The sequence below is a fragment of the Metabacillus sp. GQ13 genome (assembly GCF_059758525.1).
Genome location: NZ_JCAXET010000007.1, coordinates 102,206 through 115,243, shown reverse-complemented (window position 1 = coordinate 115,243; position 13,038 = coordinate 102,206). Strand labels below are relative to the sequence as shown.

General features: G+C 36.3%; 9 protein-coding genes and 1 pseudogene. 5 read left to right on the top strand and 5 right to left on the bottom strand.

All coding sequences use genetic code 11. The annotated features are described in order from the left end of the window. The first annotated feature begins 211 nt into the window (after positions 1-211). From treP to pepT, 5 genes are all read left to right on the top strand, one after another. Positions 212-1,615: a PTS system trehalose-specific EIIBC component gene (treP, locus tag AC6CHR_RS10435; RefSeq protein WP_498248647.1), complete on the top strand. Its 1,404-nt coding sequence runs from the start codon at positions 212-214 to the stop codon at positions 1,613-1,615. Positions 1,616-1,741: 126 nt separating this feature from the next. Then, a complete protein-coding gene (locus AC6CHR_RS10430) occupies positions 1,742-3,427 on the top strand; it encodes a glycoside hydrolase family 13 protein (RefSeq protein WP_498248646.1) in 1,686 nt (561 codons plus the stop codon). Positions 3,428-3,441: 14 nt separating this feature from the next. After that, complete coding sequence (gene treC, locus AC6CHR_RS10425) at positions 3,442-5,124, top strand: alpha,alpha-phosphotrehalase (protein ID WP_498248645.1); 1,683 nt, start codon at positions 3,442-3,444, stop codon at positions 5,122-5,124. Between the two features lie 47 nt (positions 5,125-5,171). Next, positions 5,172-5,888 carry a trehalose operon repressor gene (treR, locus tag AC6CHR_RS10420; protein ID WP_498248644.1) on the top strand — a complete coding sequence of 239 codons (717 nt, stop codon included), beginning with the start codon at positions 5,172-5,174 and terminating at the stop codon, positions 5,886-5,888. 174 nt (positions 5,889-6,062) lie between these two features. Further along, complete coding sequence (gene pepT / locus AC6CHR_RS10415; protein WP_498248643.1) at positions 6,063-7,301, top strand: peptidase T; 1,239 nt, start codon at positions 6,063-6,065, stop codon at positions 7,299-7,301. A 99-nt stretch (positions 7,302-7,400) separates the two neighbouring features. On the opposite strand, the gene AC6CHR_RS10410 is transcribed toward pepT, so the two are convergent. The 5 genes and pseudogenes from AC6CHR_RS10410 to AC6CHR_RS10390 form a co-directional block, all read right to left on the bottom strand. After that, on the bottom strand, positions 7,401-8,789 hold the full coding sequence (locus tag AC6CHR_RS10410) for a VWA domain-containing protein (RefSeq protein ID WP_498248642.1): 1,389 nt from the start codon (positions 8,787-8,789) through the stop codon (positions 7,401-7,403). A 551-nt stretch (positions 8,790-9,340) separates the two neighbouring features. After that, a complete protein-coding gene (gene bamE / locus AC6CHR_RS10405) occupies positions 9,341-9,610 on the bottom strand; it encodes an outer membrane protein assembly factor BamE domain-containing protein (RefSeq protein ID WP_498248641.1) in 270 nt (89 codons plus the stop codon). Positions 9,611-10,130: 520 nt separating this feature from the next. Next, a pseudogene (locus tag AC6CHR_RS10400) lies at positions 10,131-10,516 on the bottom strand (UCP033725 family protein). 205 nt (positions 10,517-10,721) lie between these two features. After that, positions 10,722-11,105: a UCP033725 family protein gene (locus AC6CHR_RS10395; RefSeq protein ID WP_498248640.1), complete on the bottom strand. Its 384-nt coding sequence runs from the start codon at positions 11,103-11,105 to the stop codon at positions 10,722-10,724. A gap of 24 nt (positions 11,106-11,129) precedes the next feature. Continuing rightward, positions 11,130-13,037: a hypothetical protein gene (locus AC6CHR_RS10390; protein ID WP_498248639.1), complete on the bottom strand. Its 1,908-nt coding sequence runs from the start codon at positions 13,035-13,037 to the stop codon at positions 11,130-11,132. Position 13,038: the final 1 nt, after the last annotated feature.

Below are 13,038 nucleotides of genomic sequence, written 5' to 3'. Positions count from 1 at the left end.
AGGGGTTTGTGAAAACGTATTTCTTTTTGTTGACAACTTGTATATACATGTCTAAAATGAACTTATAACTTGTATATACAAGTTTAATTATAACTGGAATGAAAACGCTTCTATGGTTTTAAATGGCCTTTTTTATACTAAGTCATTCTAGCAATCTTGTGGTTTTTAAGAAGAACCTACTACTATAAATGAATTACAGGAGGGAAAAGTTATGAGTATCGATCAAAATCAAGTTAGTCAAATTATCGATTCTATCGGCGGTAAAGAAAATATATCTGCAGTAACCCATTGTGTTACACGCTTACGCTTTGCACTGATAGATGAAGGGAAAGTTGATAAGGATTCACTAGAAACCATTGATTTAGTAAAAGGATCCTTTTCCACAAATGGTCAATTTCAGGTTGTTATTGGCCAAGGTACAGTTGATAAGGTCTACAAAGAACTAGTCAATCAAACAGGGGCTGGCGAAGCTACTAAAGATGATGTGAAAAAGGCATCTGAACAGAATTTAAACCCGCTCCAGCGTGCAATTAAAACGTTAGCCGACATTTTCATACCGATTTTGCCTGCGATCGTAACAGCTGGTTTACTGATGGGTATCAATAATATTTTGACTGGTCCAGGAATTTTCTTTGATGAAGCATTAACTGAAGTTTATCCTCAATGGGCCGATCTCGCTAATATTATCAACTTAATTGCAAACACTGCCTTTACCTTCCTGCCTGGATTAATTGGTTGGTCCGCAGTAAATCGTTTCGGTGGTAGTCCATTATTCGGGATAGTCCTTGGATTAATGCTTGTTCACCCTGATCTATTAAATGCATGGGGCTATGGTTCAGCGGAAGAAATTCCTACATGGAATATCTTCGGTTTGGAAGTTCAGAAGGTTGGTTATCAAGGTCAAGTATTACCTGTCCTAATCGCTTCATATGCATTGGCAAAAGTTGAAATTTTTCTTAGAAAACGTATTCCTGATGCATTCCAGCTTCTGCTAGTGGCACCAATTACTCTTTTGTTAGTAGGACTTATTTCTTTTATCGCAATTGGTCCAATTACATTTGCAATTGGGAACGTCATTACATCTGCTGTAGTGGGCATCTTTGAATTTGCCCCAATTATTGGAGGATTAATTTATGGAGGTCTTTATGCACCTCTTGTAATAACAGGTATGCATCATACTTTCTTAGCTGTTGACTTACAATTAATCGGAAGCACAGGTGGCACTTTCTTATGGCCAATGGTTGCTCTATCAAATATCGCTCAAGGTTCTGCAGCACTAGCAATGATGTTTATTCTTAAGGATGAAAAGTTAAAAAGTTTATCGATTACATCGGCTGTTTCTGCGTATTTAGGTGTAACAGAGCCTGCCATGTTCGGGGTTAACCTTCGATACCGCTATGCATTTATCTCTGCAATAATCGGTTCGGCAATTGCTGGAGCGTTCATTTCCATTCAAAGTGTTAAGGCTCCATCTATTGGTGTTGGTGGTCTACCCGGCTTTTTATCGATTTTCCCTGGTAATTGGGGTGCATTCTTTATCGGAATGGCGATTGTATTAGTTATCCCTTTCTTTTTAACTCTATTCTTAGGGAAAATTCGCAAAAGTAAGAAATAGATCTCGTTTATCATACAAGCAAAACGATACCAGTGAACAAAAGGTGAGGTAAGACTTGTTCACAGTGGTATCGTTCTCTTGCATTATTTAGACTTACTTACATTGGTAGCTTTAGGAGCTGATAACATGACTCAAACATGGTGGAAGGAAAGTATTGTCTATCAAATTTACCCTCGCAGTTTTATGGACAGTAACGGTGATGGAATTGGGGATATCAAAGGAATTATTTCAAAGCTTGATTATATAAAAGACCTAGGCGTTGATGTGATCTGGCTTTCTCCTGTTTATCAATCACCTAATGATGATAATGGCTACGATATTAGTGATTATCAAGGAATCTTAAAGGACTTTGGAACGATGGAAGATTGGGAAGAACTTCTATCAGAAATACATTTACGTGGCATGAAGCTAATCATGGATCTTGTCGTAAACCATAGCTCTGATGAACATCCATGGTTTATAGAAGCTAAAAAATCAAAAAATAATCCTTATCGTGACTATTATATTTGGCACTCTGGAAAAAATGGAAAAGAACCTACTAATTGGTATTCAAACTTTGGTGGGTCGGCATGGGCGTATGATCAGGCAACCGATGAATATTATTTACATCTATTTTCAAAGAAACAGCCTGATCTGAACTGGAGCAATCCAAAGCTTCGTCAAGAAGTTTACAACATGATGACATGGTGGCTTGACAAAGGAATCGATGGTTTCCGAATGGATGTCATTAATTTCATTTCCAAACCTGAGGTACTTCAAGACGGTGAACCGAAGCCAGGGAAAAAGTATGCTTCTGGAAGCAAGTATTATCGAAACGGACCACATATCCATGATTATTTTCAAGAAATGAACCATGAAGTTCTATCAAAATATGATCTAATGACGGTTGGCGAAATGCCAGGAGTTACCCCAGAATTAGCACAAGTCTATACCGATGAAAAGCGTAAAGAATTAAATATGGTCTTTCAGTTTGAACACATGGGACTTGATAATGGCTCAAACGGCAAATGGGATTTAAAACCTCTCCAACTGAACGATTTAAAGCAAAACTTAACAAAGTGGCAAATGGCTCTTGAAGAAAAGGGATGGAATAGCCTTTATTTTAATAACCATGACCAACCACGATCTGTTTCCCGATTTGGTCATGATAAGGAATATCGCGAGGAATCAGCAAAAATGTTGGCAACCCTCCTTCATATGATGAAGGGTACTCCTTACATTTATCAAGGCGAAGAATTAGGCATGACCAATGTACGCTTTGATTCAATTGATGATTATCGTGATATTGAAATCAAGAATATGTATCAGGAACTACGAGCAGAAGGCATCTCAGAAGAACAAATTATGGAGAAGATTTATGCGAAAGGACGCGACAATTCGCGAACCCCTATGCAGTGGAACGATGATCCTCATGCAGGGTTTACATCTGGACAGCCCTGGATTAACGTTAATCCAAACTTCCCCTCCGTTAATGCAAAGAAAGCGGTGGAATCGCAAAACTCTATTTATCATTATTATCGTAAATTGATTCAAATCCGTAAAGAGCACAAAATTGTTGTATACGGAACGTTCGATTTATTAGAAGAAAATCACCCTGAAATTTTTGCTTATAAAAGATCCTTTGAGGGGAAAACACTATTAGTTATCTGTAATTTTTATGAAAATGAACCTCTCTTTTCATTTGAAGATGCTGCTTTTGCATTCAAATCAAGTAGGTTGTTACTTTGCAACTATGAAATACACAAAACAGACAATGTAAATACGTTTCAATTAAAGCCATATGAGGCTAGAGTCTATTTACTTACTAAATAATTGGTGGTGTAAACATGAAGCATCCTTGGTGGAAGAAAGCAGTTGTTTATCAAATTTATCCGAAAAGCTTTAATGATACGCAAGGAAATGGTGTAGGTGACCTACCCGGTATTATCGCAAAACTAGATTATTTAAAAGAATTGGGTGTCGATGTAATTTGGCTCACACCTATCTACAAGTCCCCACAAAAGGACAATGGTTATGATATTAGTGATTATTACAACATTCAAGAGGAATATGGAACAATGGAGGATGTCAACCGACTTGTGACGGAAGCCCATGATCGCAGGATTAAGATTATTATGGATATTGTTGTCAACCATACCTCTACAGAGCATTATTGGTTCAAGGAAGCATCAAAATCAAAGGATAATCCTTATCGCGATTTTTATATTTGGCGTGATAGCAAAGAAGATGGTAGTAAGCCTACAAACTGGATATCTAAATTTGGTGGATCAGCATGGCAGTATGACGAAAATACAGATCAGAACTACTTGCATCTTTTCGATGTCACACAAGCAGATCTTAATTGGGAAAACGAAAAACTTCGTAATGAAGTGTACGAAATGATGGACTTTTGGTTTGACAAAGGTGTTGACGGCTTCCGTCTTGACGTCATCAACTTAATTTCTAAAAATCAAGAATTCCCTGACGATGATGGATCAGTTGCTCCTGGTGACGGTCGGAAATTTTATACGGATGGCCCTCGTGTACACGAGTTTATTCATGAAATGAACGAAGAAGTCTTTTCAAAGCACGATAGTATGACAGTTGGGGAAATGTCTTCAACAACGATTGATCACTGCATTAAATACTCGAACCCTAGTCGTCAAGAATTAAGTATGACGTTTAATTTTCACCATTTGAAGGTCGATTATCCGAATGGGGAAAAATGGTCACTTGGTGAGATGGATTTCATTAGCCTAAAAGATATCTTATCGATTTGGCAAGTAGGCATGAATCAAGGCGGGGGTTGGAATGCACTTTTTTGGTGTAATCATGACCAACCGAGAATCGTCTCTCGTTATGGAAATGACGGAAAGTATCGCTTGGAATCTGCAAAGATGCTGGCCACGACCATTCATATGATGCAAGGGACACCCTATATTTATCAGGGGGAAGAATTCGGCATGACTGATCCTAAATTTACATCAATTGACCAATACCGTGATGTAGAATCGCTAAATATGTATAACATCTTAAAGGAAAAAGGATTAGTTGAAGAGGATATCTTAGAAATTTTACAACGGAAGTCACGTGATAATTCAAGAACACCGGTTCAATGGAATTCCACAAAGAATGCTGGATTTACAACTGGAACACCATGGATTGATGTTGCGAAAAATTATCAAAAAATCAATGCGGAAGCTGCTGTGAACGATCCAAATTCCGTTTTTTATCACTATCAGAAGTTAATTGCCCTGCGAAAAGAATATCCAGTTATCATTGATGGGAATTATGAGCTACTTTTACGCGATCATCAACAGATTTTCGCTTATGTACGTTCAACAGCAACCGAAAAACTGATTGTTATCAATAACTTTTATGACAAGCCAACACTATTTGAATTACCTGACCATATAAAAGTCGATGGCTATAAAATGAAACAATTGGTTTCAAACTATCCAGACTCTAAGAACTCGATTGAAAAAATAAAGCTGCGCCCATACGAATCTGTTGCTTTTCATCTAAGCTAGATTCACGTGCATCCTAGTTCATGGTAAACTAATCATGGTGATAAAACATGAAAAATAACAAGTACCTTGCCATTTACAAAGAATGGACGGATAAAATTAAAGCTGGGGAAATGAAAGCTGGAGAGGCACTTCCATCTGAGAATGACTTAGCCATTCAATATGAGACAAGCCGAGAAACGATTCGTAAGGCATTAAACCTGTTATCACAAAATGGATTTATTCAAAAGATAAGAGGAAAAGGATCGATTGTTCTCGATGTTCAAAAGATGAGTTTTCCGATTTCTGGCTTAGTGAGTTTCAAGGAAGTTTCTAAAAACTTTAAAGACGAGCCCATAACAACGGTTCATGACTTTGGCTTAATAAAACCAGATCCGTTTATCAAACAACAATTAAATACTTCTAGCAAGGACGAGATTTGGAAGGTAATCCGCTCACGAATGATTGGGAACGAGACGATCATCTTAGATAAAGACTATTTCTTAAAAAAATATGTCCCTACATTAACAAAGCAAATTTGTGAAGGTTCCATTTATGATTACTTAGAAAAAGATCTCCAACTAAACATCAGCTTTGCAAAAAAAGAAATTGTTGTCGAGGATTGCACGGAAGAAGACAAAAAACACCTTGACTTAGAAGGCTTCTCTCACATTGTTGTCGTTAAAAACTATGTTTATCTAGATAACGCTAGCCTGTTCCAGTACACCGAATCCAGACATAGACTTGATAAGTTCAGGTTTGTCGATTTTGCACGTCGTGGTGTTTAAGGGTATCACAAGAGAATACTTTTCGAATTTATATAAAGCTGCCTCCGAGTATTTTCATACATCTTAGGAGGCAGTTTTTTCTTTCACTAAGACCTAAGTAGCACTTCATCTCCTGGTATTCCAGCCTCATGGTGGTAAAATAAACTTAATCTCTTATTAAGAAAGGAAGTATGTATGAAAAACGATATGATTCAACGATTCACAAGCTATGTAAAGGTCGATACTCAATCCAATGAAAGCATTGAATCCTGTCCCTCAACTCCTGGTCAGTTAGTCCTTGCAAGGATGCTTGTCGAGGAGTTAAATGAAATTGGCATGGAAGATGTCTCACTCGATACATTTGGCTATGTCATGGCCACTCTACCTGCTAACACAGAAAAACAGGTTCCTACAATTGGATTTTTGGCTCATTTAGATACAGCCACTGATTTTACCGGTACAAATGTAAAACCTCAACTAGTTGAAAACTATGATGGACAGGACCTTGTCTTAAATCAGCAACAAAACATTATTCTCTCACCATCTAGGTACCCCAATCTAGCTAACTATAAAGGTCATACACTAATTACGACTGATGGCACTACTCTTTTAGGTGCTGATAACAAAGCAGGAATAGCAGAAATAATGACTGCCATGGCTTACTTACTAAACCATCCAGAAATAAAACATGGAAAAATTAGAGTGGCATTTACACCTGATGAAGAAATTGGGAGAGGCCCACATAAATTTGATGTTTCAGCTTTTCAGGCAGACTTTGCTTACACAGTTGATGGTGGCCCACTTGGTGAGCTTCAATATGAGAGCTTTAATGCAGCCGCGGCAAACATCACCTTCAAAGGTAATAACGTCCACCCTGGCACTGCGAAAGGTAAGATGGTCAATTCCGCGAAAATAGCAATGGCCTTTAACAGTAAACTACCAGCTATGGAAGCACCTGAATTTACAGAAGGCTATGAGGGATTCTATCATTTACTCTCAGTTTCAGGTGATGTTGAAAAAACAACCCTTCATTATATTATCCGAGATTTTGATAAGCTGCAATTTCAAGCAAGAAAAGAAAAAGTAGTAGCCCTTATCGAAGAGTTTAGAACTGTATATGGAGAAGATTCAATCGTTCTTGAATTGAAAGATCAATATTACAATATGAAGAATAAAATTGAGCCCGTTAAATACATCGTTGATATTGCTTACAAGGCTATGGAGAATCTAGGAATTAAACCGATTGTCGAACCCATCCGTGGTGGAACTGACGGATCACAGCTATCTTATATGGGATTACCAACACCTAATATTTTTACTGGTGGGGAAAACTTTCACGGTAAATTCGAGTTTATTTCTGTGGAGAACATGATTCAAGCATCTAACACTGTGATTGAAATCGTTCGGTTATTTGAAGATAGAGGTAACGTCTAAATATAGAGTTAAAAAAATTGTTACAGAAAAAATAAAGGCCTTACTACACTTTATATGTAGTAAGGCCTTTTACATTATGAAGGATATTTAAACGTGTAATTAGTTTTTATACTTATCCTTCATTTCGTCACCTTTTTGATTAATTTCTTCCTTCATATTCTTACCTTCTGTTTCTACATGATCAATTAGCTCTTTATATGTTTCCTCGTATCCTACAATAATTTTATGGCGCTGATCAATAAGACTTTGAATTTCTCCGCGAACTTCCGAACTTATTTGTTCCTTTTTTTGCAAATAATAAATAGCATCATTCAGATGACTTTTCTCAGAGTAGGTTAAATTAGTAAAGTCTGATTTTTTTCCATAAAGTTCATTTATTTTATCAGACTGTTCAGATGAAACTTCATTATAATTCTTTGATGACCACTTACTCCATTCATTATAAAGACGAACGCGCTCTTTTTCCCAGACCCTCTTAAAGTCGTCAGCTGAGTCAACTGTTTCAAATGTGCCTCCACCAGCTTCAGCTACATCTAACAATTGCTTTTGCCCTTCTGTATTAACATTAAATCCAATAATATTCACAACTGCTTTGATATTTGAATCATGAAGGTCCTTTGCAGCTTTGACTGGATCACCATCACATGTTTCAATCCCATCACTTACTACATAAATAATGTTTTGCGCTTGCTTATCAACGCTCTCAAAATCCTTTTTTGTTTCATTTATCGCATTAGCAATTGGTGTCCATCCTGTCGGTTTGAAACTGTTTAATGAATCTTTAAACTCTGATTCATTGTAAGGATTTAATTCATATACCACTTCTGTACTTGAACAGGAAACCTTTTTGTCGCTATCACTATTACTTCCTTTATGTCCATAAACTCGTAATGATATATTCGCACCTTCTGGCATTGACGCTACAAACTCATTAATCGCCTGCTTTGCCAGCTCCATCTTTGTTTTCCCACCAACTTTTTGTGCCATACTTCCACTAGCATCTAGCAAAATCGCAATATTTGACGTACCATTAACAACCTGACCATCGTCTAACTTCATGCCTTCTGGTGTTCCAGAAATAGCTGTTTCTATACTAGCATTATACTCCTCTGCAAAATCATAGTATTCTTTGTATGTTTCAGATTCACTCATTAAGCCAAGCAAATAATCATAAACTTGGAAGCTATCTTTATCTTGGAAACTATTATCATCTAAATCTCTATGTACGACTGCTTGATTGTAACTGTTCCCGTAATATTCACCTGATTTTTCTGCGACTATTTCTTCAACAGATGTCGAAATTTCTATTTCTTCCTTCTCTGTACTTGCCTCTTCTTTATCATCATCTGTTTCTTTGTCATTTTCGGTCTCTTCACTTTTTGCTTTATCAGAGGTAGCTTGCTCTTTTGTTGTTTCATCTGAACCACACGCTGACAAAATTCCTACTATTAAAATAAACATCATGAACAAAAATAAGTTCTTTTTCACACCGCAACTCTCCTTAATCATACATTTTAGTACCTTCTATACCAATAACACAGATTTACATTAAAATACATATTTAATCTGGTTTGTTAATAAAAACCAAACTTATCTCCTAGTTATTTTAGTATTGCACAGTATGGAAGACACATAAATAATCAGTTAAACGTAGGTCATAAGTTTCGCAATTTGTGTCATCTATCAACCATAAGGACTATACATTTTTTCTTTCTTAACTATGAAGCGTAAGGCTCCCGTTAATGGTGAAAAGCCAAACACGCTAGACTAGAGAAGGTTACTGGTGCAGCTCACTCCTCTTCCTAATAAAGCCATATAAACATATTTAGGACGACAGCTAGTTCAAAGTTGACTTATCTTATGAAGAAGTATGAAATTTACTTATCGCCGGGCTCTAGGTTCTAGGTCCAGCCAACTTTGAAAAGCGCAAAAACCCCTTCTAAGCGTTATATAACAAAAATGGCCACAATAAGGCTTCCACTGTGGTTGCTTTCCTCTATCGGTCAGCTTTTTCTTAACAAGCCATTACCTTCATCATGTTATTTTGGACTCGTTGAATGGACCAATAATTCATCACCGCTAAACCCGATATTCAATTGAACGATTTTCCCATCCTTATCTAGATCATAAATCCACTTATTTTCCTCTTTCTCTAATGGGGCTCCAAAGGATTCCTCAATTTCTGATTTCGTCATCCCTTCCTTCAGTTCATCCACCTGTTCCTGTGTTACCGTACCTTCTTTACTTCCACAAGCAACGATAACCACTGTTAATATCATGATTATCATTGAAATCATTATTTTTTTCATGCTGATTCTCCCCTAATTTAATTAACCCATAAATTTAACGTTATCGATCAGTACCAACCCTTGATATTAGTACTTAGAAACATATAAAATGTCGATTGTCTTAAAAAAAATATAATTCCTTATAATCGCCAATTATAATATCTTTAAATATTCCTTCTTCTACTTTTTTTAAGTAGATTTTGCATGTTGCACCATTACTACTTTTCTCTGTATGTATTATCTTTATCTTTTCTTTCTTTCAAATACCTATTTCTAATTCACGAATTGGTTTATCCCCTAAATTAAATTCAGATTCTTCTGTTCCTAATTTTCCTAACTCTATTTTTAACTCAATAACATTAATTAATTCTTTAACTTATCCATAGTACAAGAATTTGATAATTTCCTTGACACTAAAAAGAGTTCCAAGTATTACCTCTATCTGGAACTCTCTAACATAAATCAAAAGTGTTTTCGTTTTATTTACCACTATAACTATTTCTGAGGTTTCATTATCTTTCTAATAAAGAAGATATTATATTTATAATGTAATAGGTTTCCTTACTTCAAATAACTCTACTTCTTCTTTTGGAACCCACTTTTCATAGTAATATTTATCCGTTCTATCCATACCTAATTTTTTGCTATTTCTGCATCTGGTGTTCCTATGTGATAGGAATCTCCTTTTTCAGTTCTCACATTAATTTCTTCATTCTTATATTTCCCATGTGTCTTTATTAGAAAGGGGTTTTGAATTTCATCAATTCCTACATTCTTAACAAAAGCATTTGCAATCTTATCATGTTTTTTAAACCCTTCCAATAAAGCATCTGAATCGTATGAAATTAGGTTTACGCTACCGTCCTGTTTCTTAAAGAAGCTATATTCCTTATTGTTATAAGTTGTGAAATCTCCACTTCTTATCATAGCAATATCACCTCTACTTATTTACTTTTGTAAAAACTCCATCTTCAAAGATGCCTACTAGTCTCTCTTTACCATTGACAACCTCATATAGTTCAGCGCCATCCTCTGGTAAATATCTGTCATTAAATTGCCATTCTGGTACAATTCTACCGTTTCTAGCACCTGTAAAACCATTTAGTGTGCAAGGGGGACCATCTATATTCCCTCATAGACTTACGTCTTCTTTCCTTTCAAATACCTTGACATCATGCTTCGGAATCCAACCCTCATAATAATATTTATCGGATCTATTTAAATTTAGTGATTTTGCTATTATTGCATCTGAAGTTCCCACTAAATATTGATCATGATTTTCATTATGAACATTAAACTCTGAATTTTTATATGTTCCATATGTTGAAATTCTATATACATTATTTAGCAAATGACTACTAACCGTTTTAACATATCTTCCAGTTGATAGTTCCTTATTAAAACCCATCTGTAAGGCTTCAGAATTATCTGTTACTAGGTTTACAGTGTTATTTTCATTTATAAAAATTCTATATTCTTTACCGTCTACCATAGTGTATTTACCCTTTTTTAGCATTAGAGCACACCTCTTTTATTAGAATTACTTAGCTACACTTACGAATTTACCATTATTATAGACAGCTAATAATCTTTCTTCTCCATCGATAACTTCATAGAGCTCAGCACCATTTTTTGGTTCGAAATAGCCATTAAATTTCCACTCAGGTACTATTTTTCCATTTCTGGCTGCAGTAAACCCATTTTGTGTACACGGAGGTCCATCAGTAGTAGTACCACCAAATCTCTCACCATATGGTACTTCAATTTTATTAACATCAGAACTTTGAAATCTAATCATTGCATAAGAGTTTGCACCTTCTGGATAAGGTCTTGAACCATCCCACGTCGTATAATCTAAACGAGATGTCTCTACTACATCATCATACATTCTTATATCAGCTACATCCTCTACTTTTGCTACGTAACCACCTACTTCAGTATATTGCCCTGAAAGATACTTCTCAATATCATTAATAGGTAGAGTTTTTTGCAAAAGTGTCTCATTAGTTATTGGTTGTACAGAATCACGAATATCTTTCAAAATTTTGGTCTCTGACTCTGTTAAGTCTGATACTGATTTTAATCTTAAGTTGTGGAAATCTTCCAGTGTAAGACGATGATGTGTTAATAATTCTGGGATTTTTTCACTAAAACCCTTCAAATCACTTGTAGCATCAAAACCATGTTTTCCTGCTCCGCCTTTATTTAAACCACCAGCATCTATCTCATCTATCTTACTCAATGTATCCTTACTCGTATTCCCCATTGCATCCGTATTCCTAATAGGAATATCCACAACATCAATACCTTCAAATGCAAGGTTCATTCTTCTAGTAGATTGGATATTAGTGGCTGATGCTAGGGCATTCCTTGTGATCTCGCCTATATCCTTTGCGTCACGAACAAGTTTGTCTTTCACTGCACTAGGAGCATCCTTTATGGTAGAAGCTGCACTTCTCAAACGTGCAACGGATTGTTCACTAGCTGTTTTTACCAGATTATCAAGATGTGTAGCCCCTTGTTGTAGACTACTTCTTACTCCTGTTCTTAAACCTAGTGCACCTGTATGGCTTCCGAGATTGGCAACATGAACAGTACGACTAAACTTGGCTAAACCACCTACGCCAGGAATAATATCTATCGGACTTAACAAACCACGTACCCAACGTTCTTGAGTTCCTAGTTCTCTACCTGATACCCAATCGTTCCCAGATACAGCTGAACTTAACTCTAGAGAACCGTAAGCTACACCTAGTGCAAGACCAGCAGGAGGGCAAATTACTGTTACGGCTACAACCACGACCAATGCTCCTATATGTACCCAAAACTCTTTATTTTCCTGTTGATTCCGAATCGATTCATATTCAAATGCTTTCATATTCACGATAGCTTGTTGGTATTCCTTTTGTGTGAAGTCTTGGTCAGGATTGGTTTCTTTCCAGGCGTCGTATTCTAATTTTATTTGATTGGCGTAACGATTATCACCACTGAATAAATCATCCAAGTTTACTTCCGTTTTTGGAACTTCTAGTGTTTCTTGTGGACCATATCTCGAGTAATTGATCTTGACTTCTGTTACACCAATTCGATTTTGTGTTGTATAGTTTGATATCGACAAATCTCTCATTGCTTCAACGAATTCATCCATATCTTCATAGAATGGTTGGTCAATTGTACGGTCGACAATATCGCCAACTTTCCCGGCAAAAGAATGCAGAACCTTGAAATCTTCAAATAGTTCTTGGTATTTATCCTTTTGACTTGTGTGGTGGAAAGAAATCACCCCATCACTGTCATATTTTGCAATGTCATCTTCAGCTCCGTCTAAATTATCGCTTAAATCCTTTAATTCGTCGATCATGCCCTTTCCCCAACGCCCTAAACCAATTAGGTCTCCAATACCATCTCTCATCTTTTCCCAGTCTGCAGGGATGTATTTTACGTCCATA